This window comes from Streptomyces sp. CA-146814 (assembly GCF_050942385.1).
In the GTDB taxonomy this organism is placed as follows: domain Bacteria; phylum Actinomycetota; class Actinomycetes; order Streptomycetales; family Streptomycetaceae; genus Streptomyces.
This window is the reverse complement of sequence record NZ_CP192068.1, coordinates 3,951,930-3,975,681: the sequence shown is the minus strand read 5'-3', so window position 1 is coordinate 3,975,681 and position 23,752 is coordinate 3,951,930. Positions and strand designations below refer to the sequence as shown.

The 23,752-nt window shown below is 71.9% G+C and carries 18 protein-coding genes; 10 read left to right on the top strand and 8 right to left on the bottom strand.

Annotated features, from left to right (window positions below; translation table 11 throughout):
- Positions 1-9 precede the first annotated feature (9 nt).
- The 5 genes from ACQP09_RS17550 to ACQP09_RS17530 all read left to right on the top strand — a co-directional run bounded on the left by ACQP09_RS17550 (position 10) and on the right by ACQP09_RS17530 (position 7,061).
- Positions 10-1,923: a copper resistance CopC/CopD family protein gene (locus ACQP09_RS17550; RefSeq protein WP_433400631.1), complete on the top strand. Its 1,914-nt coding sequence runs from the start codon at positions 10-12 to the stop codon at positions 1,921-1,923.
- A 5-nt stretch (positions 1,924-1,928) separates the two neighbouring features.
- On the top strand, positions 1,929-3,251 hold the full coding sequence (efeB, locus tag ACQP09_RS17545; protein ID WP_433400628.1) for an iron uptake transporter deferrochelatase/peroxidase subunit: 1,323 nt from the start codon (positions 1,929-1,931) through the stop codon (positions 3,249-3,251).
- Positions 3,252-3,340: 89 nt separating this feature from the next.
- The gene (gene pheA, locus ACQP09_RS17540; protein ID WP_404061113.1) at positions 3,341-4,276 is read left to right on the top strand and encodes a prephenate dehydratase; all 936 of its coding nucleotides are present in this window, start codon (positions 3,341-3,343) and stop codon (positions 4,274-4,276) included.
- 683 nt (positions 4,277-4,959) lie between these two features.
- On the top strand, positions 4,960-6,237 hold the full coding sequence (gene serS, locus ACQP09_RS17535; RefSeq protein WP_433400625.1) for a serine--tRNA ligase: 1,278 nt from the start codon (positions 4,960-4,962) through the stop codon (positions 6,235-6,237).
- Positions 6,234-7,061, top strand: a complete 828-nt coding sequence (locus ACQP09_RS17530; RefSeq protein ID WP_433400622.1) for an HAD family hydrolase — start codon at positions 6,234-6,236, stop codon at positions 7,059-7,061. Before serS ends, ACQP09_RS17530 begins: the two co-directional genes overlap by 4 nt.
- A 69-nt stretch (positions 7,062-7,130) precedes the next feature.
- On the opposite strand, the gene ACQP09_RS17525 is transcribed toward ACQP09_RS17530, so the two are convergent.
- From ACQP09_RS17525 to ACQP09_RS17505, 5 genes are all read right to left on the bottom strand, one after another.
- Complete coding sequence (locus tag ACQP09_RS17525) at positions 7,131-7,838, bottom strand: hypothetical protein (RefSeq protein ID WP_433400619.1); 708 nt, start codon at positions 7,836-7,838, stop codon at positions 7,131-7,133.
- Positions 7,839-8,161: 323 nt separating this feature from the next.
- The gene (locus ACQP09_RS17520; protein WP_433400616.1) at positions 8,162-8,881 is read right to left on the bottom strand and encodes an ABC transporter permease; all 720 of its coding nucleotides are present in this window, start codon (positions 8,879-8,881) and stop codon (positions 8,162-8,164) included.
- A gap of 30 nt (positions 8,882-8,911) precedes the next feature.
- Positions 8,912-9,823 (bottom strand): ABC transporter ATP-binding protein, encoded by a 912-nt coding sequence (locus ACQP09_RS17515; protein WP_433400613.1) that lies wholly within the window; start codon positions 9,821-9,823, stop codon positions 8,912-8,914.
- On the bottom strand, positions 9,820-10,728 hold the full coding sequence (locus ACQP09_RS17510) for an ABC transporter permease (RefSeq protein ID WP_433400611.1): 909 nt from the start codon (positions 10,726-10,728) through the stop codon (positions 9,820-9,822). Before ACQP09_RS17510 ends, ACQP09_RS17515 begins: the two co-directional genes overlap by 4 nt.
- On the bottom strand, positions 10,725-11,831 hold the full coding sequence (locus ACQP09_RS17505) for an ABC transporter ATP-binding protein (protein ID WP_433400608.1): 1,107 nt from the start codon (positions 11,829-11,831) through the stop codon (positions 10,725-10,727). Before ACQP09_RS17505 ends, ACQP09_RS17510 begins: the two co-directional genes overlap by 4 nt.
- A gap of 212 nt (positions 11,832-12,043) precedes the next feature.
- Between ACQP09_RS17505 and ACQP09_RS17500 the strand changes: the two genes are divergently transcribed.
- The 4 genes from ACQP09_RS17500 to ACQP09_RS17485 all read left to right on the top strand — a co-directional run bounded on the left by ACQP09_RS17500 (position 12,044) and on the right by ACQP09_RS17485 (position 16,371).
- Positions 12,044-12,943: a M24 family metallopeptidase gene (locus tag ACQP09_RS17500; RefSeq protein WP_433400605.1), complete on the top strand. Its 900-nt coding sequence runs from the start codon at positions 12,044-12,046 to the stop codon at positions 12,941-12,943.
- Positions 12,940-14,712: an SDR family oxidoreductase gene (locus ACQP09_RS17495; protein ID WP_433400602.1), complete on the top strand. Its 1,773-nt coding sequence runs from the start codon at positions 12,940-12,942 to the stop codon at positions 14,710-14,712. Before ACQP09_RS17500 ends, ACQP09_RS17495 begins: the two co-directional genes overlap by 4 nt.
- Entirely contained in the window at positions 14,709-15,680 is a 972-nt protein-coding gene (locus tag ACQP09_RS17490; RefSeq protein ID WP_433400599.1) for a MerR family transcriptional regulator, read from the top strand. Before ACQP09_RS17495 ends, ACQP09_RS17490 begins: the two co-directional genes overlap by 4 nt.
- A gap of 148 nt (positions 15,681-15,828) precedes the next feature.
- Positions 15,829-16,371: an RNA 2'-phosphotransferase gene (locus ACQP09_RS17485; protein WP_433400596.1), complete on the top strand. Its 543-nt coding sequence runs from the start codon at positions 15,829-15,831 to the stop codon at positions 16,369-16,371.
- A 14-nt stretch (positions 16,372-16,385) separates the two neighbouring features.
- Here the strand turns inward: ACQP09_RS17485 and ACQP09_RS17480 are convergent, their stop codons facing one another.
- Complete coding sequence (locus ACQP09_RS17480) at positions 16,386-17,282, bottom strand: LLM class flavin-dependent oxidoreductase (protein WP_433400594.1); 897 nt, start codon at positions 17,280-17,282, stop codon at positions 16,386-16,388.
- A gap of 230 nt (positions 17,283-17,512) precedes the next feature.
- Between ACQP09_RS17480 and ACQP09_RS17475 the strand changes: the two genes are divergently transcribed.
- Positions 17,513-18,358: a Cof-type HAD-IIB family hydrolase gene (locus ACQP09_RS17475; RefSeq protein ID WP_433400591.1), complete on the top strand. Its 846-nt coding sequence runs from the start codon at positions 17,513-17,515 to the stop codon at positions 18,356-18,358.
- Between the two features lie 18 nt (positions 18,359-18,376).
- Here the strand turns inward: ACQP09_RS17475 and ACQP09_RS17470 are convergent, their stop codons facing one another.
- Positions 18,377-20,089, bottom strand: a complete 1,713-nt coding sequence (locus ACQP09_RS17470; protein ID WP_433400588.1) for a sensor histidine kinase — start codon at positions 20,087-20,089, stop codon at positions 18,377-18,379.
- A gap of 69 nt (positions 20,090-20,158) precedes the next feature.
- Complete coding sequence (cydD, locus tag ACQP09_RS17465) at positions 20,159-23,719, bottom strand: thiol reductant ABC exporter subunit CydD (RefSeq protein WP_433400585.1); 3,561 nt, start codon at positions 23,717-23,719, stop codon at positions 20,159-20,161.
- Positions 23,720-23,752 lie beyond the last annotated feature (33 nt).

Genomic DNA, 23,752 nt, shown 5'->3' with positions numbered 1-23,752 from the left:
GGTCCGACCGTGACGACTGCCACCGCCCCGCGCCCCGGAACGTCCCCGATACCGCGGCCGCTCACCGCCGCCGCGCTCGTCGCCGCCCTGCTCAGCCTGGTGTTCGGGCTGCTGCTGGCCGGTGCCGGGCCGGCGTCCGCGCACGCCGCCCTCACCGGGAGCGACCCGCGGGACGGGGCGGTGGTGGCCACCGCGCCGAAGGAGGTCACCCTCACCTTCTCCGAGGCGATCGCCGTCGGCGACGGGTCGATCCGGGTCCTGGACCCCAGCAGCAAGCGCGTCGACACCGGCGCCGAGCCGAAGGACCTGTCCGACGGCTCCACCGTCCGGTACGGCGTCGAGCTCCACTCCGGCCTTCCCGAGGGCACCTACACCGTGGCCTGGCAGGCGATCTCCGCCGACAGCCACCCCATCTCCGGCGCCTTCACCTTCTCCATCGGCGCCCCCTCCGAGACCACCGTGGCCCTGCCCTCCGAGGAGGTCGGCGGCGGCCCGGTCGGTGTCGTCTACGGCATCGCGCGGTACGTCGCGTACGCCGGGTTCGTCCTGCTCGTGGGCGGCGCGGCCTTCGTCCTGGGCTGCTGGCCGCGAGGCGCGAGCGCGCGGCCGATGCAGCGGCTCGTGGTGCGCGGCTGGGTCACCCTGACCGCGGCGACGCTGGTCATGCTGGTGCTGCGCAACCCGTACACGGGCAGCGGGAAGTTCGCGGACGCCTTCGATCTGGACGGGCTCCAGGCCGTCCTGGACACCAAGCCGGGCGCCGCCCTCGTCTCGCGGCTGCTGCTGCTCGGCGCGGCCGCGCTCTTCATCGCCGTGCTGTTCGGTACGTACGCCCGGCGCGAGGACGCCGTCGAGAAGAAGGACCTCACCTTCGGCCTCGCGGTCGGCGGCGGGGTCGTCGCGGCGGGCATCGCCGCCACCTGGGCCATGTCCGAGCACGCGTCGACCGGCATCCAGGCGGGGATCGCCATGCCGGTGGACGTGTTGCACCTGCTGGCGGTGGCCGCCTGGCTGGGCGGTCTGGTCTCCCTGCTGGTGGCGCTGTACCGGACGCCGGACATCGGAAGCGGTGCCGTACGGCGGTTCTCCCGGGTCGCGTTCGGCAGCGTGCTCGTCCTGGCGGCGACCGGGATCTACCAGTCGTGGCGGCAGGTCGGCTCCTGGTCGGCGCTGACCGGGACGCGGTACGGGCAGCTGCTGATCATCAAGGTCGCGCTCATCGCGGTCCTGCTCGCCGTGGCGTGGTTCTCGCGGCGGTGGACGGGGCGGCTGACGGATACGGCGGTACCCGCTTCGGTGGAGCCGGAAGCCGCCACGGAACCGGATGCCGAGGTCGCGGACGGTGTCGACCCCGAGCGCGCCGCCCAACTGGCCCGGCAGCAGGCCGTCCTGACCGCCACGAAGAAGAAGCGGATACGGGACGCCGACCCGGAGCGTTCCGGGCTGCGCCGCTCGGTCCTGGCCGAGGCGGCGATCGCCGTGGTCCTGCTGGCCGTCACCACGATGCTGACGTCGACCGAGCCGGGCCGTACGGAGGAGGAGGCCCTGGGCGCCTCCACCGCCGCGGCGGCCCCGGCGGCGGGCCCCGTCAACCTGACCATGCCCTTCGACACCGGCGGCCGGAACGGCAAGGGAACCGTCCGGATCGACATCGACCCCGGGCGCTCCGGCGCCAACGAGCTGCACGTGTGGGTCGACGGCACCGACGGCAAGCCGATGGACGTCCCCGAGCTCAAGGTCGCCCTCACCCTGGAGGCGCAGGAGATCGGCCCGCTGCCGGTCGCGCCGGACCGGCTCGCCGCGGGGCACTGGTCGGCGAGCAATGTCCAGATCCCGCTGGCGGGGGAGTGGAAGGTCGACGTGACGGTACGGACGTCCGACATCGACCAGGTCACCATCGACAAGAACGTGAAGATCGGCTGAGGTACGTGAGCACGACCAGGAAGCAGGACCAGGACCGGGACCCTGGCCAGGGCCCGGACTCCGCGCCGGACTCCCCGTCCGCCGGTGTCTCGCGGCGGCGGCTGCTGAGCGGTGTGGGCGCGGCGGGCGCCGCCGGGCTGGTGCTCGGCGCGGGCGGCGGGGCCGCCGGGTACGCCGCGACCCGTTCCGATCCGCCGACCGCTCTGGCCACCGTCGGCTCCACCGAGGCGATGTTTCACGGGAAACATCAACCGGGGATCACCACTCCGCTTCAGGCCCGGGGCCACCTCGTCGCCTTCGACCTGGTGACGGGCGCGGGCCGCAAGGAGGCCGTGGCCCTGATGCGGCGCTGGTCGGCGGTGGCCCGCGAGCTGATGGCGGGCCGTCCGGCGGGAGGCTCGGCGGACGGGCCCGGCCACGACACCGGCATCGCGCTGGACGCGGGGCCTTCCTCCCTCACCGTCACCTTCGGCTTCGGCCGTACGTTCTTCGCGCGTACGGGTCTCACCTCGCGGCTGCCCGCCGGGCTCGACCCGCTGCCCGCGTTCTCCTCCGACCAGCTGGACGCCAGGCGCTCCGACGGCGACCTGTGGGTGCAGATCGGCGCCGATGACGCCCTGGTCGCCTTCCACGCGCTGCGGGCCGTACAGAAGGAGAGCGCGGGAACAGTAAAGGTGCGCTGGCAGATGAACGGCTTCAACCGCGCCCCTGGGGCCACGGCCCGGCCGATGACCGCCCGCAACCTGATGGGCCAGATCGACGGGACCGGCAATCCGAAGCCGGCCGACGAGGACTTCGGGCAGCGGGTGTTCGTGCCCGCCTCCCCCGGCACCCCGCATGAGTGGCTGGAGGGCGGCTCGTACGCCGTCGTCCGCCGGATCCGGATGCTGCTGGACGACTGGGAGAAGCTTCCGGTGGACCGGCAGGAGCGGGTCATCGGGCGGCGCAAAGCGGACGGGGCACCGCTGAGCGGCGGGAGCGAGACCACGGAGATGGACCTCGACAAGGCGGGCCCGGACGGCCGGCTCCTGATCCCCGACGACGCGCACGCCCGGATCTCCTCGCCCGAGAAGAACGGCGGGGCCGCCATGCTGCGGCGCCCGTTCTCATACCACGACGGGATCGCGGAGGACGGCACTCCGGACGCCGGGCTGCTCTTCGTCTGCTGGCAGGCGGACCCGTTCAAGGGGTTCGTGCCGGTGCAGCGGAAGCTCGACCGGGGCGACGCGCTGTCGCCGTTCATCCGGCACGAGGCGAGCGGGCTGTTCGCGGTGCCGGGCGGGGCGGCGGAGGGTGAGTACGTGGGGCAGCGGCTGCTGGAGTCGTGAGGGGGGTGCCTCAGAGGGGTTGCACGATCGGCTGCGACCGGATTCTGAGACGGCGGTGCCCCTGCCGTACGGCGCAATAGGGTGAGCGTATGTCAGCCACGCGCTACGCCTATCTCGGTCCCGAAGGCACCTTCACCGAGGTCGCCCTCCGCACGCTCCCGGAAGCCGCCACCCGCGAGCTCGTCCCGATGGTCTCGGTGCCGGCGGCCCTGGACGCCGTACGCAACGGGGAGGCGGCGGCGGCCCTCGTACCGATCGAGAACTCCGTCGAGGGCGGCATCACGGCCACGCTCGACGAGCTGACCAGCGGCGAGCCGCTGATGATCTACCGCGAGGTGCTGCTCTCCATCACCTTCGCGCTGCTCGTGCGGCCGGGCACCAAGCTGTCGGACGTCAAGACGGTCACCGCGCACCCGGCCGCCCAGCCGCAGGTCCGCAACTGGATGGCGGCCCACCTCCCGCAGGCGGTGTGGGAGTCGGCGGCGTCCAACGCGGACGGCGCCCGGCTGGTCCAGGAGGGGCGCTACGACGCCGCGTTCGCCGGTGAGTTCGCCGCCGCCACCTACGGTCTCGAACCGCTGGTCACGGAGATCCACGACGCCGAGAACGCGCAGACCCGCTTCGTCCTGGTGGGCCGCCCGGCCCGGCCGTCCGCGCCGACCGGGGCCGACAAGACGTCCGTGGTGATCTGGCTGGGCGACGACCACCCCGGTGCGCTGCTGGAGCTGCTCCAGGAGTTCGCGGTGCGCGGCGTCAACCTGATGCTGATCCAGTCCCGCCCGACCGGCGAGGGGATCGGCAACTACTGCTTCGCCGTGGACGCCGAGGGCCACATCGCGGACCGGCGGGTCGGGGAGGCGCTGATGGGGCTGAAGCGGATCTGCCCGAAGGTGCGGTTCCTCGGCTCGTACCCGCGGGCGGGCGTCTCGGCGGACGAGGTCCGGCCGCTGCGGGCGGGCACCTCGGACAGCGCCTTCACCGAGGCCTCCGACTGGCTGGCGCGCAGCCAGGACGGGCGGATCTGACCGGCCCCGCTCCGCTCCCGTCGGCTCTGCGGGCGGTCGACCGCGCTGCGCCGTGGTGCTACCGACCGCGCTGCGCCGTGGCCCTACCGAGCGCACTGCGCTGTGGTCCTACCTACACATAGTCATCCGCCCACAGAGTTATCCACAGGCTCGCTTCTCGACCTGGGGACAAGTCGACACCTCAATGCGACATCATCGACAAATCAACGCAGTGGACCTGGATGTCTCCACAGAGGCCCGACTCGCCATGAGCCCTCCCGAGTCGCGCGAATTCCCTTGATCAACTCACCAGAGCGACGAATTGCCACCCGAATGAGCGTGCGGGACAGGTTTCGGCGACGGAGACCGGGGGAGCGAGCCGCCTTCGTCCACGCCTCGGAACATTCCGTTCCGACATCCACAGAACTTCTTCACAGCCTGTGGATAACCATTCCGGAACGCACCCTCCTGTGGACAACGCGAGCGAGGCCGCCCCCAACTCCCCCTCCACCCAAGGCTCGTACGTCAAGAGAGCCCGCACCTTCTGCCCTGTTCAGGGGAGTTAACCACCGTTATTGACGCACCACCCGCGTGCACGCCTCGCGATTCACCACCAGAAATACCAATTGCGGCAATTCGGTCAAAGTGACACGCTCGGCAATATCGGTTCGAGTGCGAGATCCGCGCACCGGTAGCCTGGAGGGGTGATTGACCTTCGCCTGCTCCGTGAGGACCCCGACCGTGTTCGCGCCTCCCAGCGCGCCCGTGGAGAGGACGTCGCGCTCGTCGACGCCCTGCTCTCCGCCGACGAGCTGCGCAGGTCGTCCGGCGTCCGCTTCGACGAACTCCGCAACGAGCAGAAGCAGCTCGGCAAGCTGATCCCCAAGGCCACCCCCGAGGAGCGCACCGAGCTGCTCAAGAAGGCCGAGCAGCTCAAGGCCGACGTCAAGGCGGCCGACGCCGCCCAGGACGAGGCCGACGCCGAGGCCAAGCGGCTGCTCCTCCAGCTCGGCAACCTCGTCCACGAGGACGTGCCGGTCGGCGGCGAGGAGGACTTCGTCGTCCTGGAGACGCACGGCACCATCCGCGACTTCGGCGCCGAGGGCTTCGAGCCCAAGGACCACCTGGAGCTCGGCGAGGCGCTCGGCGCCATCGACATGGAGCGCGGGGCCAAGGTCTCCGGATCGCGGTTCTACTACCTGACGGGCGTCGGCGCCCTCCTGGAGCTGGCCCTCGTCAACGCGGCGATCGCCCAGGCCACCGAGGCCGGCTTCATCCCGATGCTGACCCCCGCGCTGGTCCGCCCGCGCGCCATGGAGGGCACCGGCTTCCTCGGCCAGGCCGCGGAGAACGTGTACCACCTGGAGAAGGACGACTACTACCTGGTCGGTACGTCGGAGGTCCCGCTCGCGGCCTACCACATGGACGAGATCGTGGAGGCGGACAAGCTGCCCCTGCGCTACGCCGGGTTCTCCCCCTGCTTCCGCCGCGAGGCCGGGACGTACGGCAAGGACACCCGCGGCATCTTCCGCGTCCACCAGTTCGACAAGGTCGAGATGTTCTCGTACGTCGACCCGGCGGACGCCGAGGCCGAGCACCGCAGGCTCCTGGAGTGGGAGAAGCAGTGGCTCACCGGCCTCGAACTGCCCTTCCAGGTCATCGACGTCGCCACCGGTGACCTCGGCGCCTCGGCCTCGCGCAAGTTCGACTGCGAGGCGTGGATCCCGACCCAGGGCAAGTACCGCGAGCTGACCTCCGCGTCGAACTGCGACAGCTTCCAGGCCCGCCGCCTCTCCGTCCGGATGCGCGAGGGCAAGAAGGTCCAGCCGCTGGCCACGCTGAACGGCACGCTCTGCGCCGTACCGCGCACGATCGTGGCGCTCCTGGAGAACCACCAGCTGCCCGACGGTTCGGTCCGGGTGCCCGAGATGCTCCGTCCGTACCTGGGCGGGCGCGAGGTCCTGGAACCGGTCGCCAAGTGACCTTCCCCTTCAAGCTCGTCGCGACCGACCTCGACGGCACGCTGCTGCGCGGCGACGACACGGTCTCCGAGCGCACCCGGGATGCCCTGGGCGCCGCCACGGCGGCCGGTGCGGCGCACATCATCGTCACCGGGCGCTCGGTCCCCTGGACCCGGCACATCCTGGACGACCTGGGCTACGACGGCCTCGCCGTCTGCGGCCAGGGCGCGCAGGTCTACCACGCGGGTGAGCACCGGCTGCTGACCTCGCTGACCCTGGACCGGCAGCTCGCCGGGCTCGCGCTCTCCAAGATCGAGGCGGAGGTCGGCCCGCTCGCACTGGCCGCCAGTCGCGACGGCCTGGAGGGCGAGGTGCTGGTCGGCCCGGGCTACCGGGTGCAGGAGGGGCCGCTGCCGTACGTCTTCGTGGACGACCACACGGAGATGTGGACCGCCCCGCTGAACAAGGTCTACCTCCAGCACCCGGAGCTCGACGACGACGCCCTGGCCACCGCCGCCCGCGCGGCTGTCGGCAATCTGGTCGACGTGGTCATGGCGGGCCCCGGCGTGGTGGAGATCCTCCCGCTCGGGCTGAGCAAGGCGACCGGCCTCTCGCTGGCCGCCCGCCGGCTGGGGGTGAAGGCCGCCGACACCATCGCCTTCGGCGACATGCCGAACGACATCCCGATGTTCGGCTGGGCGCGGCACGGCGTGGCCATGGCCAACGCCCACGACACGCTGAAGGCCGTGGCGCACGAGATCACCGCGTCCAACGAGCACGACGGCATCGCGGTGGTCCTGGAGGAGCTGCTCCGCACGGGCTCCATCGCCGCCGCGCCGCACTGACGTAACCCTGCTGTCGGCCCTGCCCGCCGCCGCTGAACTCCAGCGGCGGCGGGCAGGGCCTTTCACGGCTCAGCGCCGCCCGGTGCGCCGCCGCAGATCCTTCAGCTGGTACGCGAAGGCCTCCATCCGCGCGTCGAAGCGGGCGTCCATCCGTACGACGTCCTGCGACAGGTCGGAGAGCCGCACGCTCATCGCGCCGACCAGCTGCTGCGTCACCTCCACCTTCCGGTCCAGGCTGTCCAGCCGTTCCGACATCCGGCAGAGCACCGGCCCGAGCTCCTGGAGCGCACTGCCGACATCGGCGAGGCAGCTCTCGATCCGGGTGACCCGCACATCGAGTGCGTCGTACTGGGCCCGCACGGTCTCCTCGGCGTCGAGGAGGTACGTACGGACGCAGCGGGCGATGTCGCTGTCGCGAAGAAGCATGGCGACGTTGAGGACGGTTCGGCGGGTGTAGAGACGTAGCTGCGTGGCCGCCTGTGGATAACTTTCCACCCCCGCCCCCTTCCATAGCGACATCATGTCGCTATGGAAGGACTGCAGGTCAGAGCCGCGCAGCACGCGCAGCCCGTTCTCGGCGAACTCCTCCTGATGGCGATCGGTAAGCCTCCTGACCGAGGCTGTGGATACTTCGAAGTAACGTGCGACGTCCTCTGTGCGAACGTGAATTCCGTCCGGGAGCATGACAAGGCTCTTCACCTTGTCCAGGACATCGACACGCCCCATCTGCTCGACGCGCAGCGCGCGCGATTCGAGCAGGGCGACTTCCGTGGGCATGGGCATGCCTTCCGTACGAGGGAATGACAAGGGACGGCCCCTACCCCGGGCTGCAGGGGTGGAGGACGCTCACGGTTGCCACTCACTCGATGACCGGACCGGTGGGCTTCGGCCTCACCCGGATCCGGCACTCCCCGATTTCACGAACGCTACGACGCCACGGATTCCAGTTGCCTCCACGCACCTTGACCAACGACCCGATAAACGTACGGTTACGCGCACATCTGTCCCGCTCGTACGACTGTCCCGGTCATACGACAACCCCCGCCCGAAGGAACCGGAGGGCGGGGGCTGCGTGAGAGGCGTACGGGATCAGGCCGGGCTCACTCCTCCCCGGCCAGCTTCAGCGCGCGCAGCTTCTGGCCCGCGTACCAGGTGGCGGCCACGGTGACGGCGGCCAGCAGGACCGTCGCGAGCGGCAGCCCCACGTCCGAGGTGACCATGCCCTGACCGGCCACCTTCTCCGCGACGGCGAGGGACCACTGCTGGACGCTGAGCGTCCGCGCACCCGGCACCAGGCTGCCGAAGAGGGCCTCCCAGACCAGCGCGTACACCAGGCCGATGACCACCGCGTGGCGGCTGACGGTGCCCAGCAGCAGGAACAGCGCGCTGTACGCGATCGAGGCGACCAGCGCCGCGATCGTGTAGGCGATGGCGATCTGCTGCCCGTTGCCGTTCAGGATCAGCCCCGCGAGCAGGGTCGGCAGGGCGGAGAAGACCATGGTCACCGCGATGGCGACGATGAGCTTGGTGAAGATGATCGTGGGGCGCTTCACCGGCTTGGCCAGCAGGTAGACGATCGAGCCGTCGTCGATCTCGGGACCGATCGCCCCGGTTCCGGCGATCACCCCGATCAGCGGCACCATCGTGGCGATGGCGAACCCGCCGAGGACGTTGGCGGCGATCTGGTCGTCGGCCCCGGCGAACATGCGGACCGCCGCCGCGAGGAGCAGCAGCAGCGCGGGAAGGACGAAGAGGATGGCGGCCCGGCGCCGGCCGAGCAGGGCCCGGTAGGTGAGCCGGGCGACTGTGGGGTCGTACATGACGGTGCACAGCTCCTTTCAGGCCACTACTCAGGCCGCTACGAGGTAGGAAAAGACCGATTCGAGGGACTCGTCGGACGGGGAGACGGTCAGCAGCCGGATGCCCTGTTCGCGGGCGACCTTCGGCAGCAGTTCGGTGAACCGTCCGAAGTCGACGGCCTGGATGAGCAGCGCCTTCTCGGTCAGGTCGACCTCGATGCCGGCCGTCGACGGGTCGGCGATGAGCGCGGCGGCCAGTGCCCGGTCGTCGCTGGAGCGGACCAGGTAGCGGTGCGGCCGGTCCGTCATCAGCCGGCGGATCTTCCGGAAGTCGCCGGAGGCGGCGTGCCGGCCCGCCACGATCACCTCGATGTGCGAGGCCAACTGCTCGACCTCCTCCAGGATGTGCGAGGAGAACAGGACCGTACGGCCCTCCGCACCCATCCGCCGCAGCAGCTCCATCAGCTGCATCCGCTGCCGCGGGTCCATCCCGTTGAACGGCTCGTCGAGCAGCAGCACCGAGGGCTCGTGGACCAGCGCGGACGCCATCTTCACGCGCTGCCGCATGCCCTTGCTATACGTGGAGATCTTGCGGTCCTGCGCGTACTCCATCTGGACCGTGGCCAGCGCCCGCTGCGCCTCCGCCCCGCCCAGGCCCTGGAGTTCGGCGTTGGCGACGACGAACTCCTTGCCGGTCAGGAAGTCGTACATCCCTTCCCGCTCCGGAACGATGCCGATCTTCGTGTAGACGCTCTCGTTGCGCCAGATCGGCTGCCCGTCGAGCGTGACCTTCCCCGTCGACGGGGCCAGGAATCCGCCCATCATGTTGATGAGCGTGGACTTTCCGGCGCCGTTCGGGCCGAGCAGCCCGGTGACGCCGGGGCCCACCGTCATGGAGACGTCGTTGACGGCGACCACATTGCCGAACCAGCGCGAGGTGTGGTCGATCTCGATGGTGGTCACAGCCCGACCCTCCGGTAGCGGCGCATCAGGACGGCGTACGAGCCGGCGACGAGCGCGAGGACAACGAACAGGTAGACCACGCCCGTACCGGCCCCCGGGCCTTCCCCTCCGGGGAAGGCGGAGGTGGCGCCGAGGAACGCGGTCTGTACGCCGTCGATCAGCGTGATCGGCGAGAAGAGGCCGAGCCATTCCACGGCGCCGGGCGAACCGGTCTCCCAGGCGATCGCCTGGACCGTGGAGACGGCACCGTAGGAGATGGTCAGCACCGCGATCACCGCGGCGACGCCGAAGCCCCGGCGCGGGGTCAGGGCGGCCATCACCAGGCCGAGCCCGGCGAAGAGCACGGACAGCAGTGCCACCGACACCAACCCCTGGCCGAACCACTTGGTCTGGTCGACGAAGTCGAACTTCGCGAGCAGAGAACCCACATAGAGGATGAGCAGCGGCGCCCCGGTGAGGATGAGGAGCGCGGTCGCCATGGCGGCGAGTTTCGCGACGACGTAGTCGGCGCGTTCGATCGGTCGCGAGAAGTACAGGGGCACGCTCTTGAAACGGAGGTCCCTGGAGACCGCCTGCGGGGCCTGTGCGGCGATGAAGAGGCCGATGACCGCCTGCAGATAGATCGCGTACGACGTGTACTTGATGACGAGCTTGGTGGAGTCCGGCGCGGCCATGGAGACGGCCACCAGGATCGCCGCGACCAGCGCCATCACGCCGAACAGCAGCATCGGCAGCACCTTGGACTTGGCGGAACGGCCGAGTCCGAAGGAGCCGCGCAGGGTCTGGGAGTAGAGCGAGCGGCGGGCGTAGGCCCGGCCGAGCCGCCTGCCGTCGTAGGAGCGGTAGCCGATGTTGTGGATCCGGGAGGTGTCGCGCCCGGCCGCGGCCTTGGTCTCGGTGCTCATCGCGACCGCTCCCCTTCCTTCTGGTACGGCCCCGGTGCGGCGGCCTGGTGTACGGCACCCGCGGCGGGGGCCGGGACGGTGCGCGCGGCACCCTGTTCCGTACGGAAGACCTCGGCGATGTGGTGGCGGCGCTGCTCCATGCGGATCAGGCCGAGACCGAGCCCGGCGACGCTGTCGCGGACCAGGTCGTACGTCTCCTCGCCGGTGGCCTCGACCAGCAGGATGTGGCCCGCGCCCGGCAGGCCTTCCGCGTCGAGCCCGTCCTGGCCGACCAGCGCGACGCCGGCCTTGGTGAGGGCCTGGCGCAGGGCGTCGGTGCCGTCGGGGTGGGTGTCGCTGTCGGTCACCTCGACCGCGAGGGTGGTGGTGATCTGGGTGAAGTCGCTGGTGGAGCTGGAGCGCAGGAGGGCTCCGCCGTCGATGACGACGACGTGGTCGCAGGTGCGTTCCAGCTCGCCCAGGAGGTGCGAGGTGACCAGGACGGAGATGCCGAAGTCGGTGTGGATGCGGCGGATCAGGCCGAGCATCTCGTCGCGGCCGACCGGGTCCAGGCCGTTGGTCGGCTCGTCCAGGAGGACCAGCTGCGGGTCGTGGACCAGGGCCTGGGCCAGCTTCACCCGCTGCTTCATACCGGTCGAGTAGCCGCCGATGGGGCGGTAGCGCTCCTCGTAGAGGCCGACGTGGCGCAGGGTGTCGGCGGTGCGCTCACGGGCCGCGGTCGGCGGCAGCCCGGACATGCGCGCCATGTGCACGACGAACTCGGTGGCCGACACATCGGGCGGCAGGCAGTCGTGCTCCGGCATGTACCCCACCCGCTCGCGGATGGCGGCGCCGCTGGTCGCCACGTCGAGCCCGAGCACCGCGGCCCGGCCTTCGGTGGCGGGGGAGAGACCAAGAAGGATCTTGATCAGCGTGGACTTGCCGGCTCCGTTGGAACCCACCAGACCGGTCACACCTGGTCCGATGTCCAACGTGAGCCGGTCGAGCGCGGTCACCCGGGGGAACCGCTTGCTCAGGGCTTCGGTAGCGATGACGGCATTCACGGATACGACGGTAGTGGCGCGGGCCACAGGGATCGTCAGCCCTGACGGCTGGATCGGCATCAGACTCCAGGCGTACGGCCCCGTAGGGGGACCCCGCGAAGGAGGAGTTCCGGCCTCTGCGTACGGCCTCCGCTTACGGCCTCCGCGTACGGTCCCGGCGGGAGTTGTCCACAGGCCCGTGCACACCCCTTGACGTAGCCGCCAGACATTGTCACATTCATCAGTGTCACGTTACGGGCACGTACCGCACACGGCAGGGAACGGACGGTGGCATGGTCGCGGCAGCGCAGGACGAAAACGCCCCGGAAGTACGGGGGTTGAGGGCCCGGGTACTGCCGGGGTCCACTGCCTCGGAGCTGCGCGGGTTCCGGGAGGTGCAGCGCCTCGCCTACGCCTGCGCGGAGGCGGTCGCCGGTCAGCTCAGACCGGGAGTGACCGAGCGCGAGGCGGCCCGGATGCAGCGGGTGTGGCTGCGCGAGCGGGGCGTACGGGACTGGTTCCACCTGCCGTTCGCCTGGTTCGGCGACCGGACGGCGTTCGCCGGGTTCAAGGTGCCGCTCCAGTTCTTCCCGACGGACCGGAAGCTGGAGCCGGGCATGCCGTTCATCCTCGACATGGCCCCGGTGTACAAGGGCTGCACCGCGGACATCGGGTACTCCGGCTGCCTCGGCCTCAATCCGCTCCACGACAAGCTCCTCGCCGACCTGGAGGCGCACCGCGAACTGATCCTGCGCCAGGTGCGCGAGCGCCGTTCGCTCCGCGAGATCTACGAGGACGTCGAACGCCTCATGACCACGCAGGGATACGCCAACCGGCACCGCGCCTACCCCTTCGGCGTGATCGCCCACAAGGTGGACCGCGTCACCGAACGGCGTTGGTCCCCGAGCGTTTTCGGGTTCGGTACGCAATCGCTCAAGGGGCTGGTGAGCGACGCGGTGCACGGCCACCGGGACGGCTGGTCGCCGTTGTGGAGCCCGTACCGCTTCTCCGACCATCCACCGCGGCCCGGGCTGTGGGCGGTCGAACCGCACCTCGGATTCCGGGGTACGGGCGCGAAGTTCGAGGAGATCCTGGTCGTCACCGACTCCGAGGACCCCGAGCAGAGCGCCTTCTGGCTGGACGACGATCTGCCGCATGTGCGGCGCTGGGCCGAGGAGAGGGTGGCGGCGTGAATCTGCCGGGAGCGCGCGAGCGCAGGGTACGTACGGGTGGCGTCGAGCTGTGCGTCGCCGAACTGGGGGACGGGGACCGGCCGACGGTGGTGCTGGTCCACGGATACCCGGACAGCAAGGAGGTCTGGTCCGAGGTCGCCGGGCGGCTGGCCGAGGATTGGCATGTCGTGCTGTACGACGTCCGGGGCCACGGCAGGTCGACGGCGCCCAAGCCGCTGCGCGGTGGCTTCACGCTGGAGAAGCTGACCGACGACTTCCTCGCGGTGATCGACGCCGTCAGCCCGGACCGGCCGGTCCATGTGGTGGGGCACGACTGGGGGTCCGTGCAGTCCTGGGAGTTCGTCACGGTCGGGCGGACCGAGGGGCGGATCGCCTCCTTCACCTCGATGTCCGGCCCGTCCCTGGACCACTTCGGCCACTGGATCAAGCAGCGGATGGCACGGCCGACCCCGCGCCGGGTCGGCCAACTGCTGGGCCAGAGCGCCAAGTCCTGGTATGTGTACATGCTCCATACGCCGGTGCTGCCGGAGCTGGCCTGGCGCGGGCCGCTCGGCAAGCGGTGGCCCGGCATCCTCCAGCGGCTGGAGAAGGTGCCCGCCGGCGACTACCCGACCGCCTCCCTGCCGGACGACGCGGCCCACGGTGCCTGGCTCTACCGGGACAACGTCCGCGCCCGGCTGTCCAGGCCGCGCGCCGACGCCTACGCCCACGCACCGGTCCAGCTCATCACACCGACCGGCGACTCCTTCCTCTCCGAGCGGCTCTACGACGGCCTGGAGCAGTGGGTCCCCCGTCTGGTACGCCGGTCGCTGCCGGCCAAGCACTGGGTGCCGCGGACCCGGCCCGACCAGCTGGCGGCGTGGATCGGCGAGTTCGCCGCGGCCAACGAGGCGGGCGGCCAGGAGGGTTTGACCGCGCAGCAGCCTGCGGCGAAGGGGCCGTACGCGGAGCGGTTCGGCGGTCAGCTGGTGCTGGTGACGGGTGCCGCCTCCGGGATCGGGCGGGCCACGGCGTTCGCGTTCGCCGAGGCGGGCGCCCGGGTGGTGGCCGTCGACCTCGACGCGGAAGGGGCCGCCAGGACGGCGGAGCTGGCCCGGCTGGTCGGGGCGCCGGCGGCCTGGGGCGAGGCGGTCGACGTCAGCGACGAGGCGGCGATGGAGAAGCTCGCCGAGAAGGTCGCCACCGAGTACGGCACCGTGGACGTCCTGGTAAACAACGCCGGGATCGGCCTCTCCGGCTCCTTCCTGGAGACCACGGGCGAGGAGTGGAAGAGGGTCCTCGACGTCAATCTCTGGGGCGTCATCCACGGCTGCCGGATCTTCGGCGGGCAGATGGCCGACCGGGGCCAGGGCGGCCATATCGTCAACACCGCCTCGGCCGCCGCCTTTCAGCCCTCCCGGGCCCTGCCCGCGTACAGCACGTCGAAGGCGGCCGTGCTGATGCTGAGCGAGTGCCTGCGGGCCGAGCTGGCGGAGAAGTCGATCGGGGTGAGCGCCATATGCCCCGGCATCGTCAACACCAACATCACCGCCACCACCCGGTTCGCCGGGACCGACGCGGCGGAGGAGCAGCGGCGGCAGAAGAAGGCCACCCGGCTCTACGGCCGCCGCAACTACCCGCCCGAGAAGGTCGCCGAAGCGATCCTGGACGCGGTCGTCCGCAACCGCGCCGTGGTGCCGGTGACCCCGGAGGCGCGCGGCGCCCGGCTGCTCTCGCGGGTCAGCCCCGGGGTGCTGCGGCGGCTCGCCCGAGTGAAGCCGCCGCTGTGAGCGGGCGGGAGGCGGGAGGCGCCACGGCGGGCAGCGGCGGCGCCGCCGAGTACCGGATCGAGGATCTGGCCCATGCCAGCGGGGCCACGGTGCGCACGATCAGGGGGTACCAGGACCGGGGGCTGCTGCCGACGCCCGAGCGGCGCGGGCGGGCCAATGTGTACGGGGAGGCACACCTGGCCCGGCTGCTCCAGATCGCGGACCTGCTGGAGCGCGGCTACACCCTGGCCAGCATCAAGGAGTTGCTGGAGGCGTGGGACGCGGGGCGCGGGCTGGGCGGCGTGCTCGGCCTGGTCGCCGAGGTGCACGGACCCTGGACCGACGAGGAGGCGGACCGGATCACCCGGACGGAGCTGGACGCGAGGTTCGGCGGCACGCAGGACGACGAGGCGATCGCGGAGGCGGTGGCGCTCGGTGTGCTGGAGCGCGTCCCGGGCAAGGCCGACGAGTTCCTCGTACCGAGCCCGCAAGAGCTGGCGGTGGCCGTCGAGTTGCACACGGCCGGTGTCCCGCTGCTCGCGGTCTCCTCCCACCTCAAGGAACTTCGCGGCCAGGTCGAGCACATAGCCTCCCGTTTCCTGGAGTTCACCACCGAGCACGTCTTCGCCCGCTATCTGGGGCACCGGCCGCCCACCGACTCCGACGCGGCGGAGGCGGCGTCGATGGTGCGCCGGCTGCGGCCGCTGGCACAGCAGACGGTGGACGCCGAACTGGCCCGTGCGATGCGGATGTTCGCTACCCGGCATCTGCATCACCACCTCGGGACCCAGGAGAGCGCCATCACGGGGAGCGAAAGCCGTCCGGTGCTCCTGCCGGCCCGGACAACGCAGGCCGTACAGGACCTGGTTGGTGTCGAGCAGGTCGCGGCCTTCATCGCGGCAGCCGCCGAACGCGAGGTACAGGCACGCGCCTTGGACGCGCTCGCCTCATCTCACTCATCAGCCAACAAAGTTGATGAAAAGGGTTAAATTGCCCGCCAGTTGTCCACAGAGTCGCCAAATAGCCTGTGGATAAGTCGAGTTGGCTGTGGATCAAACATCGGTGCGAAGAAAGACGAAAAGAAGCCTGTAGGAAATCCGGATGCACCGATGAACCGCGCACGGGCACTCTGGCGGGATGGACGAACGACGCACCGTCAAGGTGTCCAAGTACCTCTCGAAACATCTGCGGCACCAGCCGGAGCGCATCGGCATCACCCTCGACGACAACGGCTGGGTGGGCGTCGAGACGCTGCTGAGCGCGGCGGCCCTCCACGGCTTCGCCATCAGCCGGGCCGAGCTCGACCACGTCGTCACGGTCAACGACAAGCGGCGCTTCGCCGTGGACGGCGACCGCATCCGCGCCAACCAGGGCCACACCGTCACCGTCGACCTGGACCTGCCGCCCGCGGAGCCGCCGGCGTACCTCTACCACGGCACGGTGGCCCAGGCGCTGGACGCGATCCGGGCCGAGGGCCTGCGCCCCATGGCCCGCCACCACGTCCACCTCTCCCCCGACCGCGAGACGGCCACCCGGGTCGGCGCCCGGCGCGGCCGCCCCTTGGTCCTCACGGTCGACGCGGGCGCCATGCACCGCGCCGGCCAGGTGTTCCGGGTCAGCGCCAACGGGGTCTGGCTCGCCGACGCCGTACCGCCGGAGTTCCTGCTGCTCCGCGAGTGAACCCTCCTGGCCCGTCAGCCCAGTTGGGTAAGCGCCTCCGTCGCGATGCGCTCGTAGACGGCCGGGTCGGTGTCGAAGTCGGAGTCCAGGATCGGGGCGTGGACGGCGATCTCGGTGAACCCGAGCTCCGCGTGGCGGCCGGCGAAGTCGACGAAGGCGTCCACCGACTCCAGCGGGGTGTTGCGGTCGGGGGTGAAGCCGGTGAGCAGGATCCGGTCCAGCTCCGAGGCGTCCCGGCCGGTCTCCTCACAGGCGGCGGCGAGCTTCTCGCCCTGCTCACGGAGCGCCTCCACCGACTGCTCGGGGGTGCCGCTCTCGTACAGCTTCGGGTCGCCGGTGGTGACCCACGCCTGCCCGTGGCGAGCGGCCAGCCGCAGCCCGCGCGGGCCGGTCGCGGCGACCGCGAAGGGCAGCCGAGGGCGCTGGACGCAGCCCGGGATGTTGCGGGCCTCGACGGCGGAGTAGTGCGTTCCGTGCTTCGTCACCGCGTCCTCGGTGAGCAGTCGGTCCAGGAGCGGGACGAACTCGCCGAACCGGTCGGCACGCTCCTTCGGGGTCCACGCCTCCTGCCCCAGCGCCGTGGCGTCGAACCCGCTGCCACCTGCGCCGATGCCGAGCGTGATCCGGCCACCGGAGATGTCGTCCAGCGAGATCAGCTCCTTGGCCAGGGTCACGGGGTGGCGAAAGTTCGGCGAGGTGACCAGCGTGCCGAGGCGCAGCCGGCTCGTGGCCGTCGCGGCGGCGGTGAGCGTGGGGAGCGCGCCGAACCACGTACGGTCGCGGAAGCTCCGCCAGGACAGGTGGTCGTAGGTGTAGGCGGTGTGGAAGCCCAGTTCCTCGGCGCGCACCCACGCGTCGCGGCCCCCTTCGTGCCAGCGGTCGATCGGCAGGATCACAGTGCTCAGTCGCATGAGGACGACCCTACGAGAGGCCCAGGAGGTGGCGCACCGCCTCCGCACCGCCTCCGCCGCCTCCGCACCGCCTCCGCCCGCCTTCCCATCGGACCGGTGGAGTCCGCCCGTCGGGTCCGCCTGAAACCTCTCGGCATATACCCTAGGAATGTTCCGCAGCTCAAGGGCGCGCCCACTCAAATGTGCGCCCCTCCGCACGCACGTGCACTCCGGTGGGCGAGAATGGCGAGGTGACCTCAGCTACCGATGCGCCTCTGCCTGCCGTGACCCGGCTGATCGCGACCGACCTGGACGGCACCCTGCTGCGCGACGACAAGACGCTCTCCGCGCGTACCGTCGCCGCGCTCGCGGCGGCCGAGGAGGCCGGGATCGAGGTCTTCTTCGTCACCGGCAGGCCGGCCCGCTGGATGGGCGTCGTCAGCGACCATGTGCAGGGCCATGGGCTGGCGATCTGCGCGAACGGCGCCGTGGTCACCGATCTGCGGGCGGACCGCGAGCTGCTCACCGTACGCGCGCTGGAGCGCGAGGCCGCCCTGCACGTCGTGCACACGCTGCGCGATGTCGCCCCCGGCACCTCCTTCGCCGTCGAGCTGACCACCGGCATCCACTACGAGCCGGCCTACCCGCCCTTCCACCTGGACCCGGGCGCCACCGTGGCCGTCGCGGAGAAGCTGCTGCACGAGGACGTGCCGGGGGGCGGCGCTCCCGTACTCAAGCTCCTCGCCCACCACACCGAGATGCCGCCGGACGCCTTCCTCACCCTGGCCCGTACGGCGGCCGGCGAGCGGGCCTCCATCACCCGGTCCAGCCCCTCCGCGCTCCTGGAGGTCAGCGGGCTCGGCGTCTCCAAGGCCAGTACGCTCGCCGCCTGTTGCGAGGAGCGCGGCATCGCGTCCACCGAGGTGGTCGCCTTCGGGGACATGCCGAACGACGTCGAGATGCTCGGCTGGGCCGGAGCCTCGTACGCGATGGGCAACGCCCACCCCGCCGCGCTGGCCGCCGCCTCCGGGCAGACCCTCACCAACGAGGAGGACGGCGTGGCCGTGGTCATCGAGCGGATCCTCGCCACCCGCTGACCGCACGCGTCGGCCGCCTCAGAGCGGCGCCTCCCACACCACCGTCGTCCCGCCCCCGTCCTCCCCGATCCCCGGCCCGAACCAGCTCGCCCCGCCCAGCGACTCCGCCCGGCGGGCCAGGTTCCGCAGACCGCTGCGGCGCCCGCCCTCCGGGATGCCGACCCCGTCGTCGGCCACCGACAGACGCACCGCGCCCCGCCCGTCCGGCAGGGTCGCCGTGGCGTCGACGACCACGTCGATCACCGAGGCCCCGGCGTGCCGGAAGGCGTTGGACAGCGCCTCGCGCAACGCGGCGACCAGGTTCTTGCCGGTCAGCTCGCCGACGAGCGCGTCCACCGCGCCCAGGAAGCGGTGCGAGGGCTTGAAGCCGAGCGGAACGGCCGCCATGTTGATCTCCCGCAGGACGCGGGTGCGGAGCCCCGAAGGAGCCTCGGCCGGTTCCTGCTGGAGCGCGAAGATGGCCGTACGGATCTCCTGGATGGTCACGTCCAGCTCGTCGACCGCCCGGCCCACCCCGGTCCGCACCTCCGGGACCACCGACCGGCGCTGGGCGCTCTCCAGCATCATCCCGGTGGCGAACAGCCGCTGGATGACGAGGTCGTGGAGGTCGCGGGCGATCCGGTCGCGGTCCTCGTAGACCGCGAGCCGCTCCCGGTCGCGCTGCGCCTCGGCCATCATCAGCGCGAGGGCCGCCTGCGAGGCGAACTGGGTGGCCAGCGTCCGCTCGGTCCGGCTGAACGGACGCGCTCCTCGCGCCCGGGGCGTCGCCAGGGCGCCGAGCACCCGGCCGCCGCTCTGCAGCGGCAGCAGCATGCTGGGCCCGTAGAGTCCGGCCAGCCTGGTGACCATCCGGCTGTCGGCGGCCGAGTCGTCGATGAAGACCGCCTCGCCCGCCAGCAGTTTCGCCACCACCGCGGAGCGGGCCGGGATGATCACCCCGAGCGAGGACGAGGGGTCGTCGGCGGAGACGGCGACGATCTCCAGCCCGCCGTCCCCGGTGGGCAGCAGCACGATCCCGGCGGCGGAATCGGCGAGGTGGCGGGCCTGTTCGGCGACCACGGAGAGCGCGTCGTCGGCGTCCCCGCCCGAGAGGAGAGCGGTGGTCACCGCCACCGAACCGTCGATCCAGCGCTCCCGCTGGCGCGCCGCCTCGTACAGCCGGGCGTTGCCGATGGCGATCCCGGCCTCGGTGGCGAGCACCCGCACCATGTGCAGGTCGGAGTCGCTGAACTCGCCGCCGTCCTGCTTCTCGGTCAGGTAGAGGTTGCCGAAGACCTCACCCTGGACCCGGATCGGTACGCCGAGGAAGCTCCGCATCCGGGGATGGCCCGGCGGGAATCCGGCCGAGCGCGGATCACCGGTGAGGTCGGCCAGACGTACGGGTTCGGGGTCGTGGATCAGCGCACCCAGCAGGCCCCGGTGGCCGTCGGGTCTGCGCCCGATCGCCCGCGCGACCTCGTCGGGGACGCCGTGGGTGACGAAGTCGGAGAGCCCCTCGCCCGTCTCGTCGACGACGCCGATGGCGGCGTACCGGGCATGGGCGAGCTCGGCGGCGGTCGCGCAGATCCGGTCGAGGGTGGAGTGCAGCTCCAGCCCCGTGCCGACCGAACGCATCGCCTCCAGGAGCTGCGGGACCCGGGCGGTCAGCTCGGTGGAGAGGCCTTGCAGGCTGCGGGTGGCCTGCGTGGCGGCATCGAGTGAGTCCTGCGGGTCCGGCTCCGGCTCTGCCATGGACTGAGCCTAGTTAGTGGCGATTGGGGAGGAAAGTCGGGTTTCCCCTCCACAGGCGCCCACGGAGGCTCACGCGGCCACCTCCACCGTCTCCTTCTCCCGCTCCAGCATCCGGCGCAGCGGCCCTTCCCCGGCCGCCAGCTCCGCGTACGGTCCGCGCTGCGCCACCCGGCCCGCGTCCAGCACCAGCACCTCGTCGACCGCCTCGACCCCGGCCAGCCGGTGGGTGATCAGGACGGTCGTCCGGCCCTCGGTCGCCGCCAGCAGGTCGGCGGTGAGCGCGTCGGCGGTCGCCAGGTCGAGGTGCTCGGCCGGCTCGTCCAGGACGAGGACCGGGAAGTCGGCCAGCAGCGCCCGGGCCAGGGCGAGGCGCTGACGCTGGCCGCCGGAGAGCCGGGCGCCGTGCTCGCCCACCGGGGTGTCGAGCCCTTCCGGGAGCGAGCGGACCCACTCCAGCAGCCGGGCCCGGGAGAGCGCGTCGTCCAGCTCGGCGTCGGTCGCGCCGGTACGGGCGAGGCGCAGGTTCTCCCGGATGGAGCTGTCGAAGACGTGGGCGTCCTGGGCACACAGGCCGACGGAGCGCCGTACGGTGTCGCCGTCCAGGCCGGCCGCCTCCACACCGCCGATGCGGTACGTCCCCGAGGAGGCGTCCAGGAAGCGGAGAAGGACCTGCGCGAGCGTGGTCTTGCCGGAACCGGAAGGACCGACGACCGCGATCCGGCGGCCGGGCACCAGGGTGAGGTCGAGCGACTCCAGGGCGTCGCGGTCGGCCCCCGGGTAGCGGGCCGAGAGACCCCGCACCTCCAGCGGGAACGGCGAGGCGGGCGCATCGGCCGGAGCCGCGGGCTCCCGTACGGGGACGGGGGCGTCGAGCACCTCGTACACGCGCTCGGCGCTCCGCAGCACCCGCTGGCGGTACTGGACCGCGAGCGGCATCCCGGCGACGGCCTCGAAGGCGGCGAGCGGGGTGAGCACCACCACCGCGAGCGCGACGCCGGAGAGCCGGCCGTCGTTCACGGCGGGGACGGCGACGGACGCGGCGGCCACCACCGTCAGCCCGCAGACCAGCGCCGAGAGCCCGCTGCCGAGGGCCGTGGCGGTGGCCGCGCGGGAGGCGATCCGGGTCAGCAGGGTGTCGGCGGACCGCATGTGGGCCTGCCGGGCCGGGAGCGCCCCGGCGACGGTCAGCTCGGCCGTTCCGCCGAGGAGGTCGGTGACCCGGGTGGCCAGGGCGGCGCGCGCGGGCGCCAGCTGACGTTCGGTACGGCGGGCGACTCCACCGCTGACCAGCGGCACGCCGACCCCGGCGACCAGCAGCCCGGCCGCCAGGACCACGCCCGCCTCGGGCAGCAGCCAGCCGGTGAACCCGGCGGCGGCCACGGAGACGGTGAGCGCGGTCCCGGCCGGCAGCAGCCAGCGCAGCCAGTAGTCCTGGAGCGCGTCCACGTCGGCGACGAGCCGGGAGAGCAGGTCGCCCCGGCGGACCGTGCGCAGTCCGGCGGGGGCGACGCGTTCGAGGCCCCGGTAGACAGCCACCCGCAGTTCGGCGAGCAGCTTGAGCACGGCGTCGTGGGAGACGAGGCGCTCCGCATACCGGAAGACCGCCCGGCCGATACCGAAGGCGCGCGTGGCGGTGACGGCCATCATCAGGTAGAGCACCGGCGGCTGTTCGGAGGCGCGGGAGATCAGCCAGCCGGAGACGGCCATGAGCCCCACGGCCGACCCGACGGCGAGGCTGCCGAGCAGCAGCGCCAGGGCCAGCTGCCCGCGCTGTGCGCCCGCCGCCTCCCGGACCCGGGCGAGGACCCGTCCGGAGCGCGCGTCGGTCTCCCGCAGCACCTCGGTCGCGGTCTTCCGTACGTCTCCGGGCTCCAGCAGGTCCGCCGCCTCCAGCACGTCCCCGGGGCGCCGCGCGTCCAGCGGCTCACCGCCCGCGAGGGGCTGCGGAACGGGCAGGCCGGGCGCATCGGTCGTGGCAGGCACGGAGGCGTCCACCGCGCGCGGCTCCAGCGTCACGACCCGGTCCGCCACCGCGAGCAGCGCCGGGCGGTGGACGACCAGGAGCACGGTCCGGCCCGCCGCCAGCCTCCGTACCGCCTCGACGATCCCCGCCTCCGTCTCGCCGTCCAGGCTCGCGGTCGGCTCGTCCAGGAGCAGCAGCGGCCGGTCGGCCAGGAACGCGCGGGCCAGGGCGAGGCGCTGGCGCTGACCGGCGGAGAGCCCGGCCCCGTCCTCGCCGAGCAGGGTCCGCTCCCGGTCGGGCAGCTCCGCGACGAAGTCGTACGCACCCGCCTCGCGCAGCGCCGCCATCACCGCCTCGTCGTCGGCGTCGGGCCGGGCGAGGCGGACGTTCTCCGCGATCGTGCCCGCGAAGAGGTGCGGCCGCTGCGGGACCCAGGCGATCCGGCTCCGCCAGCGCTCCGGGTCCAGCTCCGCGAGGTCCCGGCCGCCGACCCGGACGTGTCCCTCGTCGGGTACGGCGAACCCCAGGACCACGTTCAGCAGGGTCGACTTGCCGACGCCGCTCGGGCCGACCAGGGCGACGGCCTCCCCCGGCTCGACGGTGAGCGAGGCGGCGTCCAGCGACGGGTCGGTGCGGCCCTCGTGGCGTACGGTCACGCCCTCCAGCTCCAGGCGCGTCGAGTCCGGGACGTCCTCGGTGCCGCCGGCCCGGGGCTCGGTCTCCAGAACCGCGAAGATCTCCTCGGCGGCCGAGAGCCCCTCCGCCGCCGCGTGGTACTGCGCCCCGACCTGCCGGATCGGCAGATACGCCTCCGGGGCCAGGATCAGGACCACCAGACCGGTGTAGAGGTCGAGTTCCCCGTGCACCAGCCGCATCCCGATGGTGACGGCGACGAGCGCGACGGACAGGGTCGCGAGCAGCTCCAGGGCGAACGAGGAGAGGAAGGCGATCCGCAGGGTGCGCAGGGTGGCCCGGCGGTAGTCGGAGGTTATGGTGCGGATCGACTCCGCCTGCGCCTTGGCGCGGCCGAAGACCTTGAGCGTCGGCAGCCCGGCTACGACGTCCAGGAAGTGGCCGGAGAGCCGGGAGAGCAGCTGCCACTGCCGGTCCATCCGGGACTGGGTGGCCCAGCCGATCAGGATCATGAAGAGCGGGATGAGCGGCAGCGTGACCACGATGATCGCCGCCGAGACCCAGTCCTCGGTGACGATCCGGGCCAGCACCGCCACCGGCACGACGACCGCGAGTCCGAGCTGCGGCAGATAGCGCGCGAAGTAGTCGTCGAGCGCGTCCACGCCACGGGTCGCCAGCGCCACCAGCGAGCCGGTGCGCTGACCGCTCAGCCAGCCGGGCCCCAGGCGCGCGGCCCGCTCCAGGAGCCGGCCGCGCAGCTCGGACTTGACCGCCGCGCTCGCCCGGTGGGCCGCCAGCTCGGTGAGCCAGGCGACCAGGGTGCGGCCGACGGCGACCGCCGCGAGCAGGAGCAGCGGCGTACGGAGCTGGGTGACGGTCAGTCCGTCCTCGAATCCGCCCACCACGATCTCCGCGATGAGCATCGCCTGGGCGATCACCAGCGCGGCGCCGACCAGGCCGAGACCCACCACGGCCGCCAGGAAGAAGCGGGTGGCCCGGGCGTACCGCACCAGACGCGGGTCGATCGGTTTCACGTGAAACATCCCCCAGCAGGGTCGACGGAGCGA